This window comes from Noviherbaspirillum sp. L7-7A (assembly GCF_019052805.1).
In the GTDB taxonomy this organism is placed as follows: domain Bacteria; phylum Pseudomonadota; class Gammaproteobacteria; order Burkholderiales; family Burkholderiaceae_D; genus Noviherbaspirillum_A.
In genome coordinates, this window is sequence record NZ_JAHQRJ010000001.1 from 276,736 (window position 1) to 293,738 (window position 17,003).

Genomic DNA, 17,003 nt, shown 5'->3' on the forward strand with positions numbered 1-17,003 from the left:
CAGGCCGGGCCGGCGCCATGCTGCCGGAGACGCTCAGGCAGCGGCTGCAGCTGCGACAGGACACATGGCTAGTGACGGGCTGTGCCGGCTTTATCGGCTCCAACTTGCTGGAAACCCTGCTGGCGCATGACCAGAACGTGGTTGGCCTTGATAATTTTTCCACCGGCCACCCGTCCAACCTGCGCGAGGTAAAGTCCGCGCTGGAAGCCGCGCAATGGGCGCGCTTCCGTTTCATTGAAGGCGACATCCGCGATGCGGCCGTCTGTGCACACGCGATGAGCGGCATCGATCATGTACTGCACCAGGCTGCGCTCGGCTCGGTCCCGCGGTCCATCGACGACCCGGTTACCAGCAATGCAGTGAACGTCGGAGGCTTCCTCAACATGCTGGTGGCCGCCCGTGACGCCCGCGTACTGAGCTTCACCTACGCGGCTTCCAGTTCCACTTACGGAGACCATCCGGGGCTGCCCAAGGTCGAGGACCGGATAGGCAAGCCGCTGTCGCCGTATGCGGTCACCAAGTACGTCAATGAACTGTATGCCGATGTATTTGCGCGCTGCTACGGCATGCGCGCCACCGGCCTGCGCTATTTCAATGTCTTCGGCAAGCGCCAGGACCCGAATGGCGCCTATGCCGCGGTGATACCGAAATGGGCTGCGGCCATGATACGGGACGAAGAAGTCGCCATTAACGGCGACGGCCTGACAAGCCGCGACTTCTGCCATGTCGATAACGCGGTGCAGGCGAATCTGCTGGCGGCGCTGGCGCCGGAGGAGGCGCGCGGGCGGGTCTACAACGTGGCTGTAGGCGACACCACCACGCTGCTGGAGTTGCATGCGGCGCTGCGTTCGGCGCTGGCCGAGCAGGGCCTGCATTACGAGCGCGCGCCGGTGCACAGGCCGCCGCGCGCCGGCGATGTGCAGCATTCACTGGCCGACATCAGCCGCGCTGCGCAGGCTCTCGGTTATGCGCCGCGTTACCGCATCCGCGAGGGCCTGTCGATCTCGATGTCATGGTATCTGCAGCGCGAGCGGCAGCTGCTGGGGAGTCTCGATTGAACGTGTTTGTCGCCTGGAACAACCGCGTCCGGGGCTTTCATCCCGACCATCTGGCCATACTGCGGGGCATGGCCTGGGTGACGGTGTTCGTCATGCTCGGCAAACTGTCCGGCGCCGCCAAGGAAATGGCGGTGGCCTACCGCTACGGCATTGGCGCAGAGGTGGACGGCTATCTGTTCGTGCTCAACCTGGTGAGCTGGCCGCTGGCGCTCTGGTTCGGCGTACTGACCATGGTGCTGGTGCCGCTGGCGGCCCGGCTGCAGCAGGAGCATCCCGGCGAGCTGCCGCGCTTTCGCGCCGAGCTGCTGGGCGCCGGGCTGGGCCTGGGTCTGCTGCTATGGATGGCTGCCGCGCTGCTGCTGCCGGCGCTGATACGGGCACCTTGGGCCGGCCTCACGCCAGCCACCGCGGCCTACGCTGCCGAAGCCGCAAAGGGACTGACGCTGCTGATGCCGCTGGGCGTGCTGGCCAGCCTGTTTTCCGCATGGATGCTGGCTGCTGGCCTGCACGCCAACACCCTGCTGGAAGGCGTGCCCGCGCTGGCCATCGCAGCAGCGGTGATGCTGGGGGACGGCGGCATCTCGGCGCTGATATGGGGCACGGTGGCCGGCTATACGCTTCACATGGCCTGCCTGGCGCTGCCCCTTCTGAAGCGCCGCGAACTTGTCAGGCCGCGCATCAGCTTCAGTTCGCCCGGTTGGCGCTGGTTCTGGCAAAGCTTTGCCATCATGCTGGCCGGGAATGCGGTGATGAGCCTGATCGACATTGTCGACCTGATGTTCGCCGTCCATCTCGGCACCGGCGTGGTGTCCACGCTCAGCTACGCCAACCGGGTGCTGGCGCTGCTGCTCGGACTAGGCGGCACCGCGGTCAGCCGCGCCACCCTGCCGGTGTTTGCGCGCGCTCAGCATGAAACGCCACAACACATCCACGAGGTTGCCAGCCGCTGGGTTGGCGTCATGCTTGGCGTGGGAGCGCTAGCCACTGTCATGGTCTGGTGGCTCGCGCCGCTGGCAGTCAGGCTGCTCTTCGAGCGCGGCGCCTTCGACGCCGCCAATACCGAGTCGGTAGCCAGTGTGCTGCGCTACGGCGCCGTGCAAATGCCCTTCTACTTCGCCGCGCTGGTACTGGTATCCAGCCTGGTATCGCGCGGCTTGTACCGCGCGGTCGCCATCGGTGCAGCTGTCAACCTGCTGGTCAAGGTCGGCGCCAGCCTGCTGCTGGTGCCGGCGCTGGGCATGCAGGGTATCGCGCTGGCGACCGGCGCGATGTACCTGGCGTCGTTTGCAATGCTGTACTGGTATGCGCGGCGCATCCATAAGATAAAGGGGACTTGTGCATGAAGCTGCTTATCTACCTGCATTCGCTCGAATCCGGAGGGGCCGAACGTGTAGCGGCCAATCTGGCGAATCACTGGGCCAGGAAAGGCTGGGAAGTGACAATCGTCACGGTCGAAACCACTGAGCGTGACTTCTACGAACTGCACCCCGGGTACGCCGCATCGGTTTTGGCCTGAGCGGCGACAGCCGGGGCATTCTGGAGGGAGCATTCCGCAACGCGGCACGCATCCGCCGCCTGCGCGCCGTGATCCGGGAAATCCGGCCCGACGCAGCGCTGGCGATGATGACCAACGCCAACGTGATTCTTGCGCTGGCCTGCCGCGGCCTGCCGCGCTTCTGCGCAGTCGGATCGGAACACATCTATCCAGCCCAGGTGTCGGTAGGGCGGGTCTGGGAGGTGCTGCGCCGCATCCATTACCGCGGACTGCATGCAGTGGCGGCCCTGACGCCCGAATGCAGGGAATGGATCATGCGCAACACATCGGCGAAGCAGGCGCCGGTCATACCCAATGCTGCCGGCTGGCCGCTGCCGTTGCAGGAGCCGGTGCTGCCGCCGGACTCGCTGTGCAGGCGGGGGCGCCGCATTCTGCTCGGCGTGGGCCGGCTGTCCTACCAGAAGAATTTCCCGCTGCTGATCGATGTATTCGCACGGCTTGCACCATCCCATCCCGATTGGGATCTGGTGATACTTGGCGCCGGTCCGGACCACGAGGCACTGCGCGGCCAGGCTGCAGAACAGGGCCTGTCCGACCGAGTTTTTCTGCCCGGCGTGGTGGGCAACCTGCGCCATTGGTATGAACGCGCCGACCTGTACGTGATGAGTTCGCATTTCGAGGGTTTCCCCAACACGCTGGCCGAAGCGCTGGCCCACGGCCTGCCCGCGGTCAGCGTCGACTGCGACACCGGGCCGCGCGACATCATCCGCCATGACGTGGACGGGCTTCTGACTCCGGTTGGCGACCGCAACGCGCTGGAGCAGGCGCTGTCTCTGGTGATGGCTGACGAAGCCCTGCGCGCGCGGCTCGGGGCGCGTGCGGTGGACGCGCGCGAACGGTTCTCGATGGAGCGCGTGGCGGGCATGTGGGAGTCGTTGTTTTCCGAGCCGCCTGGCGTCGAAAGGCCGGCCCTTTCAACTGTCGCTCCGACCCGCGACGGCACCTGCTAGGACAGGGCAGGGGCGATGATGCAGATTAAAGCGTATGCCGGTACGGACCCCGCTCCCTACCACGCCAGCCGCGCCGCGCGCAGTTCCAGGCGCGCGCTGGTAGCGTGGGCCGGCGTGGTGCTGTCTGCGATCCTTGTGTGCATCTTCCTCAATCTGCCTGTCTATGTCCGTAGCCTGGACCAGAGCATGCAGCCCAAGCTTTTCTACTTTGCCTTCATGATCTTGCTGTTCCCGATCCTGCTGTCGCGGCTGCATGCTTTCCTGTCTTACCTGACTTCTCCGTTTGGCTTGTGGGCGCTTGCGCTGCTGGCCCTCAACCTGCTGCACCTCGCAAGCGATGCGCAAACCCTTACTGCGCGCGGCGAGGCACTGGTCGGCTTCCGGACCCAGGCAATCGCCATGGTCCTTCTTCTCGGCTTCGCCTTCACCCAAATGCGTCATAGCGGATGGGAGCGGTATTTCGTGCTGCTGGCGGTCATTGTGCCCGGCCTGGTCATTGCCGACTTCCTCTATCCCGGCCTGCTGTATCCACCTGACACCCCGGGCGTAGTACTGGGCAGGGCATCCGGCACCTTCATTAATCCCACCATTGCCGGCGAAGCCATAATGCTGGTCTTTCTGCTGTCCTATCCGATGGTCCACAAGCGCTACCGCACCGCGCTGATACTCCTGGCGGGCATCGCGGTGCTGGTGACTTTCACCCGCGCCGCCATGATTTCCTGGCTGGTAGTCTGGGTGTTCCTGATGCTGCGCAGGCGGCTGCCAGCCCTGGGCGCGATTGCAGCCCTGGCGGTGGTGGCGCTGCCGCTGGCCATGGGCGGGCTGGAAAGCTACATCAGCAAGCGTGCCGACTTTACAAGCGCGATCGACAACATCCAGCAGCGGCTGATGTTTTTCTCCAAGGGTCGTATTGATGATGACAGCGCCAGGGAACGCGCAGCCGTGCTGCAGGCCGGCTGGGACGCGTTCATCGACAACCCGGTGACTGGCATCGGTGCCGGTGTGACCGACGCCGGCCATAGCCGTTTGTGGCCGTACGAAGTCGGCACCCATAACCAGTTGATTGCGCTGGCCGCCGAATACGGCGTGGCAGGCGTGATCATGTGGCTGTGGCTGCTGATTCTGCTGGTGCGCGGCCGCTATTTCTCGGACCGCACGCTACAGGCCAGCGTGATCCTGCTGTTTTGCGCAATGACGTTTTTCACGCACAACATGTTCGACTTCCCGTATTGGCTGCTTACCTTTGCGCTATTGTCACAGCGCGAAAACGCGCAGGGCAGGGTGGTTGCCATGCCTGATTTCGGCACCGTTTGATAGCATCAGACAAGATCTTGTCCGCTTTTGTCATCTCACTCGATTTCGAACTGTTCTGGGGTGTCGCCGACACCGCGGAACTCAAGGCTTACGGCCCCAATGTGGAAGGCGAATGGGAGGCGGTGCCGGCCATGCTGGCGCTATTTCGCCGCTATCAGGTTCGCGCTACCTGGGCCACGGTGGGCATGGCCATGTGCCGTGACTACCGCCAATGGGAGTCGCTGCGTCCGGCCGTGATGCCGGCCTACCGCAATCCACGGTTATCGGCTTATCACCATGCCGATATGGCCCGGGCCCATCCAAAGCTGTTTTTCGCGCGGCCTCTGGTTGAGCAGGTACTCGAAACACCGGGCCAGGAACTGGCCAGCCATACGTACAGCCATTATCTCTGCGGCGAGGAAGGCGCCTCGCGCGAGCAATTCTGCGCCGACATGGCTTGCGCGGTGCACATTGCCGCAGACCTGGGCGCCGGGCTGCACAGCTTGGTCCTGCCGCGCAACCAGGTACGCGCTTCCTATCTGAATGCGCTACCGGCGCTGGGAATACGCGTGTTCCGGGGCAACGCCGACCACTGGCTGTACCGCAATGGTCATGCTGCGCCAGGCGGCCTGGCCGGCCGCGTCGCGCGGCTGGCCGATGCCTGGCTGCCGATGCGTTCAGCCACGGTGCGCTCAGCCAAGCTGGAGAACGGCCTGGTCGACGTGCCTGCCAGCCTTTTCCTGAGACCATGGTCGCGCCGGCTGGCGCGGCTGGAACCGTTGCGCATGCACCGACTGCGCACCGCCATGACTGAGGTGGCGCGGCGCGATGGCATCTTTCACCTGTGGTGGCATCCGCATAACTTCGGAATCAACCGGGAGGAAAACCTGCAGGTGCTGGAGAACGTGCTGCAGCATTACGCAATGCTTCGCGACGGTATAGGCATGCAGTCGGTGACCATGCGCGACTTTGAGCAATCGCAGGACAAGCCGGCATTCCAGCATCCATGATAGGCGAAGTCCGGTCAGGGCCTTGCCAATCCAGCGTGGAGAATAAGAAAAAAGATGCCTACTGTTCTGCATATCATTACCGGCCTTGACACTGGCGGTGCCGAGACCGCGCTACTGCGCCTTATTGCAAATTCCGCAGGGGGCCAGTACCGGCACCGGGTGGTGGCCCTGACGCCTGGAGGCGCGATGCTGCCGGCGTTCCTTGCCGCCGGCATTCAGGTCACCCAGTTCGACCTGCGGCGCGCCCCGCTGTCCAGTTTCATGCGGCTGCTGCGCCTGGTGCGCGAACTGCGCCCCGACATCGTGCAGACATGGATGTACCACGCCGACCTGGTCGGAGGCCTTGCCGCCCGGCTGTCGGGCAACCGCAAGGTCATCTGGGGAATACGCACTACCGGGATCACGCACGGCTCGCGCGCCACCGCAGTGGTGCGAAGAATCTGCGCCTGGCTGTCGGGCTGGTTGCCACACACCATTGTCTGCGTTGCCGATGCATCGCGTCGTGCCCACGTCGACAAGGGCTATGACGGCGCACGCATGGTGGTTGTGCATAACGGTTTCAATCCCTCAAGCATGGCGGCAGCCGCAACCAGCCTGGATCTGCGCCTGCAATGCGGCTTCGACGACAGCCATGTGGTAGTAGGCAACCTGAGCCGGTTCGACCTTGACAAGGACCTGGAAAACTTCATCCGGGCAGCTGGATTCCTGGCGCCGGCCCATCCCGAACTGCGCATCCTGATGGTGGGCTACCGCAGTGATTGCGAACGCGCACAGCTGGAGTCATGGATCGCGCGCACCGGCCATGGCAACCGCTTCGTGCTGCTGCGCGAACGCAGCGACGCGATGAACTGCCTGGCCGCGATGGATGTGTTCTGCCTGTCGTCGCGCAACGAAGGATTTCCGAATGTCGTTGGGGAGGCAATGGCGGCGGGCGTGCCGTGCGTGGTGACCGATGTTGGCGACACGGCGCTGCTGGTTGGCGACACTGGCGTCGTGGTGCCCAAGGAAAACCCGGCTGCGCTGGCCACCGGCCTGCAGCGGTTGCTGGCAATGACGCCCGATGACAGGCGCGCCCTCGGCCGTCGCGCGAGCGACCGGGTGCGCGAGCAATTCACGGTGCGCCATGCGCAGGAGCGGTTCGAACTGCTGTACGGCACCGTCATGAGAAGCGGAGTCTGACCATGTGTGGATTCGTCGGTTTTCTGGGAGGCGGCGGCTGGCATGATGTTGCGGCCTGCAACGCGGCCCTGGCGCGCATGACCGACGCGATGCATGCGCGCGGCCCGGACGATGCCGGCTACTGGCTGGATGCAGCCGCCGGCATAGCGCTCGGGCACAGACGGCTGGCGATCGTCGACCTGTCGCCGGCCGGCCACCAGCCGATGCCATCGGCGAGCGGCCGCTGGACGATTGCCTTCAATGGGGAAATCTATAACCACCAGGCGTTGCGCAGGCAGCTCCTGGACAGTGGCCGTGCGCCGTCCTGGCGTGGCCAATCCGACACCGAGACGCTACTGGCGGGCTTTGAAGCCTGGGGCGTACGCGAAACTGTAGAAAAGTCGGTAGGCATGTTTGCGTTCGCTGCCTGGGATGCCACCAGCCGCAATCTCATCCTGGTGCGTGACCGGCTTGGGGAAAAGCCGCTGTATTACGGCTGGCAGGGCTGGGGCCGCGACCGGGTGTTCCTGTTTGGCTCCGACCTGGCCGCGCTGCGCCGTCATCCCGCATTCGAAGGCGGCATCAACCGCGGCGCGCTGACCCAGCTGCTGCGCCACAACTACATCGCCGCGCCGCATGCGATCTATGAAGGCATCTCCAAGCTGGAAGCCGGCAGCATGCTGGGAATCAGCCTGCGCGACGGCGTGCCGCGCAAATCCGTTTACTGGTCCGGCGTGGATCGTTACCGGGCAGCGCTGGCACAGCCGTTCGAGGGCAGTCCGACGGAAGCCGTCGACGCACTCGAGACGCTGCTGGGCAAGGCGGTGAAGCGGCAGATGATGGCCGATGTGCCCCTGGGCGCATTCCTGTCGGGCGGCATCGATTCGTCGGCCGTGGTGGCGCTGATGCAGGCGCAGTCCGTGCAGCCGGTGAGGACGTTCTCCATCGGCTTCCATGAGGCGCAATACAACGAAGCCGACCATGCCAAGGCAGTCGCCGCGCATCTCGGGACCAGCCACACCGAGCTATACGTGACCGCCCAGGAAGCGTTGGCGGTGATACCCCGCCTGCCTGAAATCTACAGCGAGCCTTTTTCGGACTCGTCGCAGATCCCCACTTTTCTGGTGTCGCAGCTGGCGCGCCAGCATGTGACGGTATCGCTGTCGGGCGATGCCGGCGATGAGCTGTTTTGCGGCTACAGCCGATACAGCCTGACCCGGCGCCTGTGGAGCCGGCTGCGTGCACGCCCGCTGTCCTTGCGGCGTCTTGCCGCGCGCATGCTGACCAGCCTGTCGCCGGATACCTGGGACCGCATGGCCGGCCCGTTCATGCCAATGCTGCCGCCGTCGCTGCAACTTGCCAACGTCGGCGACAAGCTGCACAAGGGGGCGGGCGTGCTGGATAGCCGCACGATCGATGATCTCTACCTGGGGCTGACCTCGCACTGGCGCGACCCCGGCGCAATCGTGCTGCGCGGCCATGAGCCAGGCCCCTCGATGCTGGACCTGGCTTCCCGGCTTGACGGCTTCGACGACATCCAGCGCATGATGGCGATGGATCTGCTGCATTACCTCCCCGACGACATCCTGGCCAAGGTGGACCGGGCGGCGATGGGCGTGTCGCTGGAAACCCGGGTGCCCATGCTGGACCATGAAGTGGTGGAATTCGCCATGCGCCTTCCGGACGCGATGAAGCTGCGTGCCGGCGTCACCAAGTGGGCCCTGCGCCAGGTCCTGTACCGGCATGTGCCTGCCGCACTGATAGAACGGCCGAAGATGGGCTTTGGCGTGCCGATAGGCGCCTGGCTACGCGGCCCGCTCCGCGACTGGGCCGCCGCGCTGCTGGACGAAGGACGGCTGCGGCGTGAAGGTTACTTCGAGCCGGAACCCATCGTGCGGCGCTGGCGCGAGCATCTGGGCGGCAAGCGCAACTGGCAGCATGCATTGTGGAATGTCCTGATGTTTCAGGCATGGCTGGAGCATCAGCGCCAGTCGACCTGATTGGCAACTGAACGCTGGCACTGTATCGGCCAGCCGCAATAGGAGTCCGGCATGACTGGAGAACACACTTGCCGCGCCTTTGAAGCAGGGCGTGCCCCGGCGGCTGGAGCCTGCCGCCCGCACCGGAGAAAGCGGCATGGATAGACCCACCGTACTTTTGTCGGTCAATACCGCCTGGAATGCGTGGAACTTCCGCACCGGGCTGATTGACGCCATCATCGGCCATGGCTACCGCATGGTGGTGGCAGCGCCAGCCGACCCCTATGCCGAGCGGCTGGTTGCAGCGGGCTGTGAATTTATCGATCTGCCCATGGACAGCAACGGAACCCATCCGGGCCGCGACCTGCGGCTGTTGATGCGATACCTGGCGCTGTTTCGCCAGCAGGCGCCGGCCGTCTACCTCGGCTACACCATCAAGCCCAATATCTATGGTTCGCTGGCGGCGCAGGTCCTGGGCATCCCGGTCATCAACAATATCGCCGGCCTGGGCGCGGCCTTCATCAGCGACAGCATGGTGACACGGGTAGCACGGCTGCTGTACCGCACTTCGCTGCGACGCTCGGCGCGCGTGTTCTTCCAGAACCCGCAGGACAGGAGCCTGTTCCTGGAAGCGGGCCTGGCGCGGGCAGACGTGACGGATCTGCTGCCAGGCTCGGGCATTTGCCTCGCCCGCTATCAGGTGCAACCCGCTGCGTCCGGTGCGGCGTCGCCATGCTTTCTGCTCGTGGGACGCATGTTGGTGAACAAGGGCGTGGTCGAATTTGCCGAGGCGGCGCGCATCGTCAGGCGCAGCCTGCCCCAAGCGCGCTTCCAACTGCTGGGGCCGGTCAACGAGGCCAATTCCAACCTGGTTCCAGCGCACACCATCGCGGCATGGGAGGCGGAACGCCTGGTGGAGTACCTGGGCGCGGTCGATGACGTCCGTCCGCATATTGCGGCGGCTGACTGCGTTGTGCTGCCCTCGTACCGGGAAGGCGTGCCGCGCACCTTGTTGGAGGCTGCCGCTATTGGCCGCCCCATCATCGCAACCGATGTCGCCGGCTGCGTCGATGTGGTGGAGGATGGGATCAATGGCATGCTGTGCCGGGCGCGCGACCCTGCCGACTTGGCTGACAAGATGCTGCGCATGGCCGCGCTGCCTGCCGCCGAGCGCGAGCGCATGGGCATGGCGGGGCGGCGCAAGGTGGAGCAGCAGTTTGACGAGGCCCTGGTGATCGGGAAGTACCTGGATGCGATCACCGCCGTCGCAGAGCGCTGCGAGGGCAGATTGCCGGCGCGGGCGTGGTCCGGCGGCGCGGCTGCAACGCTGGATGGGAAAGGACGCTGTCCGCACCACGGGCACGAGCTGAAAAGGGGTGGCTAGGAATGAGACGGCTAACGCGGTTGAAGCCCGGCGGCACGGGAAAAGGATGACCGTTCCCGCGGCAGCGACATGAACGAAAAAATGCCGGCGGATACGACCGGCGCTGTCGCGCCTTTCATATCCGCCGGCATGCGGAGGGGGGCCTGCGGCTGCGCGCCCGCGAGCGGGCGGCGTGCAACAGGGCCCAGGAAGCCGGCTCCTGGCTGGCAACGCAGCCAGGAGCCGGGCCTGGGCTCGCGGCCTGCCTTACGGCGCGATGCTGGCTGTGTGGTTCAGCTTGTTGAAGCCGGTCGAGGCTTCCCAGGTGTTGCTGTTGGCTAGCTGGATCGAATACTCCGGGCGGCTCTTGATCGACGCCGAAGCGTCGGGCAGGGCCAGCAGCACGCTGTAGTTGCCGCTTTCCATGCCGGATGGCAGCGTCACGGTTTCATTGATGCTGATGGCCTGGCCGGGCAGCCACTTGCGCGGATCGGCATTGAGGGCCACGCGGTACACCGCGCCGCTGCTGTTATTACGCAACACCAGTTCGACCGGGCGGCTGTTGTAGACGGCCGCATAGCCTTCGTTGGCCAGGCTCAGGTTGACGGCAAATCCGCCACCCGGCTTGGCGCTGTTGGAGAAGCTGCCATTCTTCAGCACGAAGCGGTAGCCCATCTTCTGGTTGATCTGCTCGTAGCAGCCCTGGCTGCGCCAGTTGTTGAGCACCGTGGTGTTGAAGCCGGCGTTCAGGTAGGACCAATGGAAACGGCTCATCTCGCCGGTTGCGGTCGGGCAGTCGCTGCGCGGCGCGCTGTAGTTGCAGGTCTCGCCGCCCATCGGCAGGTAAGTGGTTTCAGCGGCCAGGTAGGGATAATCGACCGACGTGTTGTTATAGGTGCCCCAGTCGTTGCTCGATGCCAAAAAGCAGTCGTTGTGGTGTCCCAGACGTGCCTTGGCGCTACCGTTGAAGGCTTCCGATGCGTTGAGGGCGGTGGTGCTGACCAGCTTGTACTTGAAGTCCGGAGTGCGGATCTGCACAAAGCGATTGGCAGGCACCATGTCCATTAGCTTGGTCAGGATGGTTTTGCGATCGGCTAGCTGCTGGCTGGTCAGCGTGCCGGTGCCGTAGTTGCGGCTGTTGCCCCACTCGCCCCAGCTTCCGATGAAGCCGGCCTGCACCACTGCCAGCACGTCGTCGTTGCGCGCCAGAACCGGCTTGAGCTGGTCCATGTGCGTCATCATCATCGACAGCGGCGCGTCGGTGGCGTTGTCGCTGTAGTTGTAGGCAAAGCGCAGCACCATCTTCACGCCAGCGGCGCGCGCGGTGTCAAACTGGCGCTGCAGCAGGTCGAGCTTGGACTGGGTCAGCGGCGAGTTCACCGAATCGGCCATCAGGAAGGCGCACATCACCAGAGACTGGTTGTTGGAGGTGCGGTAGTTCGTCAGCTGCGACTGGCTCATCACGTTGTCGGTGCAGTTGACCTGGTTGTAGAAACCGCGCTCCGGATTGGCAATGGTCGCGCTGGTGGAACCATAGCTGACATCGGTGGTGGCGCTGGTGGAGACCGGGGCAGTGGTGGTGGTAGGCGCAGTGGTGGTGGTCGTCGGCGCGGTCGTGGTGGTGGTAGGCGCAGTGGTAGTGGTCGTCGGCGCGGTCGTGGTGGTGGTAGGCGCAGTCGTGGTAGTCGTCGGCGCGGTCGGCGCAGTCGTGGTGGTGGTCGTGCCAGCCACGTAAAGGGTGGTCGACACTTTTGCCGAGGTGGAGGTCGGCGATGTGATTTGCGCCACGGAGTCGATGATGGCCGTCGGATTCAGGTCGGCGCGTGGCACGCTGATGGTGGCGCTGCCGCCGGCTGCGGTGTAGGGCACTTTTTTGACCCAGGTCCAGGCCCAGCTGCCGTTGCTTCCGGCATAGCGGTACAGATTGCCGTTCTCGATCAAGAAGCCCGATCCGGCGCCGCCGGTCGGATAGCCGGTCGATGCTGTGTGGTCATTGTCGACGAACACCCGCACGAAGCTGGGCGTGCCGGAATACGGGATCTTGTAATAGACGTTGTTGGCGTCGCTGGTGACGGTAGGCGTGGCGACCTGCGCCATGGCCATGGAAACCATGCAGCAGCCTGCGGACAATACGAAAACCTGGGCGGAGCGTAACTTGGACTTGGATAGTTTTTTCATTGATTAAAAGTGCTGATTAAGTTTTTAGGATGCAGGAGTCCCCCACCTTGCGCACAAGGCGTTGCGGACCTTCGTTAATTAAGCGGGCGGCTTGGACCTAGCGCCGCCGCGCCATGCGCGCAGGGTGATGCATGCTTCCCATCGGCAGGCCGCGCGACCGTGACGATGTCGCGCCTGCCAAGCGGGACGTGCCAGCCGCGCCATGGACATCAGGCGGTTGCACGGTTTGGACAGGCGTGTCAGTTTTCATAGGCTGAACTGGCTTTATCAATTGCTTTTACGGCACGCCAAAATCATGGACGTGGCAATCCCGGCGACGGAGCAGGTCCGTTGCAGAAATGCCATCGGGCAAAATTAAGGCTCAAGCCATCCCTCGACGGCTAAACATCACCGTGCTTGATGGGACAGGCCGCTAGGCTTTGGATTAAGGCGGCTGCAGTAGATGCTGGCTCACTGCGACGATATTTACTTAGTGCAACTTTTGCGCTGAACCGGGGGCAATAGTACGTGTGGTGATCGAACGATGCAACCCTTGAGCCGAAAAAAAATGCGATTATTTTTTTTGGGAAACACGGAACTTTTACGGTGACTTTCGATAACTTTCAAATATAAAAGTCCTTATAAAACCGGGACATAGTAAATATTCTACTGAAAGTTGCGTTACCGTAAGTTAATAACGTGTCTATCTTTAATGAAACGCTTACGCATTAAGCGCATGGATGTTGCGCCTTATTGTTGAGTTCCTTGGAATTAGTTTAAAAATTTAAGTATTTCAATTGGATTTATGTAAAGCAACATTTATGCCTGCTTGGGCAGGGAAATGTGCGAACAGCAAACGATATGTTTGGATTGCTGACCTGTGTCAATGCGCAGACAGGCCACTAGCCTAGATTTATTCATGCATGAATGACAAACCTGTCCGAGGCTGGGATATGAAAAAAATTTTTGGTTGGCCCTGCAAAGTTTGCTCAATTGCAGGAATAAGCCTGTTCGTTGGTGCCTGCGGCTCGCCCACTGTGCCAACTCTGGGCCTCGCCACAGGAAGCGCCACGGCGTCCACCGCGTCCACTGCGACCGAAGCGGGAGGCAAAGCGACGCCGGCATCGTTCAAGGAAATCACGCCGCAGTTGCTGCAGGCCGAGCGCATGGCGCGCAGCAGTCAGAACAACCAGGACATCAGCCGCCTGACGGAACCGGTGGCGCCCTATGCGATCGAAAGCGGCGATGTCCTCTCCATCGTCGTATGGGACCATCCGGAACTCAACAATGGACTCGCCCCGCCGGCGAGCTCCCCCACCAACCCTTCCGTGGTGATGCCATCGGCCGGCTTCACCGTTGATCATGAAGGCCTGATCCAGTTTCCCTATGCCGGCAAGATCAAGGTCACGGGCCTGACGGAAGAGGGCGCCCGCGCCCTGCTGGCCTCGCGCCTGGCACGCTATATAAGAGACCCGAACATCACCATCCGGGTCCAGTCCTTCCGCAGCAAGCGGGTCTATATAGACGGCGAGGTCAAGCAGCCCGGCGTGCAGCCGATCAATGACATCGCAATGACGCTCATGGAAGCCATCAACCGCGCCGGCGGCATGTTGCCCAGCGCTGACCAGAGCCGCATCATCCTGATCCGCGAAGGCGTGAGCCACCCGATCGATTTGCCGCAACTGGTGCAGCGCGGCATCAATCCGTCCAGCATCATGCTGCGCAACGGCGACGTGCTGCGGATCCGTTCGCGCGATGAGAGCAAGGTGTTCGTATCGGGCGAAGTCGTGGCGCCGCGCGCTCTGATCATGCATAACGGCAGGCTCTCCCTCAACGAGGCCCTGGGCGAGGCGGGCGGCATCAATCCACTTTCCGGCGACGCGAGCCAGGTCTATGTCGTGAGGCGCTCCGCCTCCGAGCCGATCGTGTATCGCCTCGATGCCCAGGCGCCCGGCGCGCTGGCCATGGCCGAAAGCTTCGAACTCGATCCGAAGGACCTGATCTATGTTGCCGCCACGCCGCTGACAAACTGGCATCGAACCATCAGCCAGATATTCCCCGGCGCGCTTTCATCGGCCGTTGGCGCGATAACGCCAATGCGCTAGCGGGCGGTCCGCCTTGCAGTGTTGCCTAGTCTGAAAATGTGCCGGATTCGTACGCCGGCGCTTCATTTAATACGACCTGAAGAGTAGCCATGGCAAATTCCCTACAAAGACAACAGCCCGGTGCACTACCGGTACAGCAGTTCATCATGCCACCGCCGAAAAGTGGTGAAGAGCCTGAACTTTCAAGCTATCTCAATCTTCTGTACGAGCAGCGCTGGCTGATTACCATCTTCACAGTGGTGCTGCTGCTGATCGGCACAGGGTATGCGCTGCTCGCCACCCCGGTCTACGAGGCCAATGTGCTGATCCACGTGGAAGAGGAAAATCCCAAGGAGTCACGCAATCTTCTGGCTGAGAGCGGCTCGATGTTCAGCATGAAAACCAGCGCAAGCGCAGAGATCGAGTTGTTCCAGTCGCGGCTGGTGATATCGCGTGCGGTCGACAAGCTGCATCTCGACATCAGCGGCAAGCCGGATTACCTGCCAGTGGTCGGCAAGTGGCTGGCGAACTACGGAGAGATACTGCCATCGCCCGCCTGGGTCAGGGAGCGGGGTTATGCCTGGGGCAAGGAAAAGATCAAGGTCGCCCTGATGACGGTGCCGGACGAACTGCTCAATCGGGAATTCAGCCTGACGCTGGAAGGCAAGGGAAAATTCCGGATCAACGAACCCGAGAGTCGCTTTGCCGCATCCGGATACGTCGGCGAGCCGCTGTCCATTACTCTGCCAAACGGTCGCTTCGAGCTGCTGATCGACAGCATCGACGCCTGGCCGGGCACCCGCTTCATCCTGAAGCATGCGTCCCGCCAGGTACTGATAGACGACATCCTGAAACGCATGTCCGTCACAGAGCAGGGCAAGCAGTCGGGCATCATTCGCGCTTCGCTGGTAGGCAATGACCCGGTCGACGTAACCAACCTGCTGGGCGAGATCGCCCGCTCCTATATCGCCCAGAACGCGGCACGTAAGACGCAGGAGGCCGATAGCGCGCTGGCGTTCCTGGAAAAGCAGCTGCCCGACATGAAGAAGCAGCTTGACCTGTCCGAAATGCGCTATTCCCAGTTCCGCAATCAGAACAGCACTATCGACCTTGGCGAGGAAGCGCGGATTGGCCTGCAGCAGTCGGCAGCGCTGAAGACGCGCAAGATCGAGCTGGAGCAGAAGCGCATCGATATGCTGACGCGCTTCATGCCGGAGCATCCTTTCGTCAAGGGGGTGGACGCGCAGCTGGCCGACGTGAACGGCGAGATTCGCAAGCTGGCCGGGCATATCCGCACGCTGCCCCAGGTTGAGCAGGAACTGGTGCGGCTCTCCCGCGACGTGAAAGTCAACACCGAACTCTACACCGCGCTGCTCAACACCGCGCGCCAGCTGCGCCTGACCACAGTGGCCAAGACCAGCAATGTGCGGCTGGTCGACATGCCGCTCATGCCGGAGAAGCCGATGTCGCCCAACCGGGTGCGCATTGTCGGCATATCGCTGATGGCCGGCCTGATGCTGGGCGTGTTCGCGGCATTCGTGCGCAAGGCTCTGCAGAAGGCGATCGATGATCCTGCGGAAATCGAGCAGATGATAGGGGTGCCGGTATTTGCTGCCATTCCTCACAGCAAAATGCAGGCGGAACTGTTGGCCAACTCCGGCCCAGGCGGAGTTCATATGCCGCTCCTGGCGAGAAGCGCCCCCACCGACGTGGCCATCGAAAGCCTGCGCAGCTTCCGCACCGTTTTGCAGTACACGATGTCCCGGCAAAGCGGCAAGGTGGTCCTGATCACGGGACCAACCGCCGGCACCGGCAAATCGTTCGTATCGGCCAACCTGGCGGCACTGCTGGGTTCCGGCGGCAAGCGGGTGCTGCTGATCGACGGCGACCTGCGCAACGGCCACCTGCACACCTACTTCGGCGTGGTTCGGCAGTTGGGCCTTGCCGAGGTGCTGGCCGGCGCCAAGCGTATTGACAACGTGCTGCATCGCGAGGTCTTGCCCAGCGTGGACTTCCTGTCCACCGGGACGCTGCCGGAAGACTCTTCCGAGCTGCTGATGAGGCCGGTGCTGGGCAACCTGCTTGGCGCCCTCGAGGCGCAATACGACGTGATCCTGATTGACAGCGCGCCGGTGCTGGCGGTGTCCGACTCTGTCATCCTCGGCATGCACGCCTCAGCCATATACCTGCTTACGCGTGCCGGTGTCACCACGGCTGGCGATGTGTCGGAGTCGCTCAAGCAGCTGAACCAGGCCGGCCTCTCGGCAAACGGGTTCCTGTTCAACGGCGTGCCTCTGCGCAACCGGCAGTATGGCTATGGCTACGGGCGCGACTGGAAGGTGGAGTACGGCACGCGGCCGGCGGTTGAAGAGAAGCAAGCTTGAGGCGGCCCGGCG

Annotated in this window: 12 protein-coding genes; 11 read left to right on the forward strand and 1 reads right to left on the reverse strand. The window is 63.2% G+C overall.

Translation table 11 applies throughout. The annotated features are described in order from the left end of the window. Positions 1 to 17 precede the first annotated feature (17 nt). The 9 genes from KTQ42_RS01305 (at position 18) to KTQ42_RS01340 (ending at position 10,387) form a co-directional block, all read left to right on the forward strand. Positions 18 to 1,058 (forward strand): SDR family oxidoreductase, encoded by a 1,041-nt coding sequence (locus KTQ42_RS01305; RefSeq protein WP_217346767.1) that lies wholly within the window; start codon positions 18 to 20, stop codon positions 1,056 to 1,058. Between the two features lie 2 nt (positions 1,059 to 1,060). Then, positions 1,061 to 2,401, forward strand: a complete 1,341-nt coding sequence (locus KTQ42_RS01310) for a lipid II flippase MurJ (protein WP_349292164.1) — start codon at positions 1,061 to 1,063, stop codon at positions 2,399 to 2,401. Beyond that, positions 2,398 to 2,574: a glycosyltransferase gene (locus KTQ42_RS23830; RefSeq protein WP_249222600.1), complete on the forward strand. Its 177-nt coding sequence runs from the start codon at positions 2,398 to 2,400 to the stop codon at positions 2,572 to 2,574. The genes KTQ42_RS01310 and KTQ42_RS23830 overlap by 4 nt, the downstream gene beginning before the upstream one ends. 68 nt (positions 2,575 to 2,642) lie before the next feature. Continuing rightward, on the forward strand, positions 2,643 to 3,563 hold the full coding sequence (locus KTQ42_RS23835) for a glycosyltransferase (protein WP_349292111.1): 921 nt from the start codon (positions 2,643 to 2,645) through the stop codon (positions 3,561 to 3,563). A gap of 15 nt (positions 3,564 to 3,578) precedes the next feature. Continuing rightward, complete coding sequence (locus KTQ42_RS01320) at positions 3,579 to 4,877, forward strand: O-antigen ligase family protein (protein WP_217343857.1); 1,299 nt, start codon at positions 3,579 to 3,581, stop codon at positions 4,875 to 4,877. A gap of 17 nt (positions 4,878 to 4,894) precedes the next feature. Then, on the forward strand, positions 4,895 to 5,866 hold the full coding sequence (locus KTQ42_RS01325) for a polysaccharide deacetylase family protein (RefSeq protein WP_217343860.1): 972 nt from the start codon (positions 4,895 to 4,897) through the stop codon (positions 5,864 to 5,866). A 54-nt stretch (positions 5,867 to 5,920) separates the two neighbouring features. Beyond that, a complete protein-coding gene (locus tag KTQ42_RS01330; protein WP_217343861.1) occupies positions 5,921 to 7,045 on the forward strand; it encodes a glycosyltransferase in 1,125 nt (374 codons plus the stop codon). A gap of 2 nt (positions 7,046 to 7,047) precedes the next feature. Beyond that, positions 7,048 to 9,024, forward strand: coding sequence for an asparagine synthase (glutamine-hydrolyzing) (gene asnB / locus KTQ42_RS01335; protein WP_217343862.1), 1,977 nt, complete (start codon positions 7,048 to 7,050; stop codon positions 9,022 to 9,024). 136 nt (positions 9,025 to 9,160) lie between these two features. Beyond that, positions 9,161 to 10,387 (forward strand): glycosyltransferase family 4 protein, encoded by a 1,227-nt coding sequence (locus KTQ42_RS01340; protein ID WP_217343863.1) that lies wholly within the window; start codon positions 9,161 to 9,163, stop codon positions 10,385 to 10,387. 246 nt (positions 10,388 to 10,633) lie between these two features. On the opposite strand, the gene KTQ42_RS01345 is transcribed toward KTQ42_RS01340, so the two are convergent. Next, the gene (locus tag KTQ42_RS01345; RefSeq protein WP_217343864.1) at positions 10,634 to 12,478 is read right to left on the reverse strand and encodes a DUF4832 domain-containing protein; all 1,845 of its coding nucleotides are present in this window, start codon (positions 12,476 to 12,478) and stop codon (positions 10,634 to 10,636) included. A 1,082-nt stretch (positions 12,479 to 13,560) separates the two neighbouring features. Between KTQ42_RS01345 and KTQ42_RS01350 the strand changes: the two genes are divergently transcribed. Beyond that, the gene (locus KTQ42_RS01350; RefSeq protein WP_349292112.1) at positions 13,561 to 14,628 is read left to right on the forward strand and encodes a polysaccharide biosynthesis/export family protein; all 1,068 of its coding nucleotides are present in this window, start codon (positions 13,561 to 13,563) and stop codon (positions 14,626 to 14,628) included. A 146-nt stretch (positions 14,629 to 14,774) separates the two neighbouring features. Beyond that, positions 14,775 to 16,991: a polysaccharide biosynthesis tyrosine autokinase gene (locus KTQ42_RS01355; protein WP_217343866.1), complete on the forward strand. Its 2,217-nt coding sequence runs from the start codon at positions 14,775 to 14,777 to the stop codon at positions 16,989 to 16,991. Positions 16,992 to 17,003 lie beyond the last annotated feature (12 nt).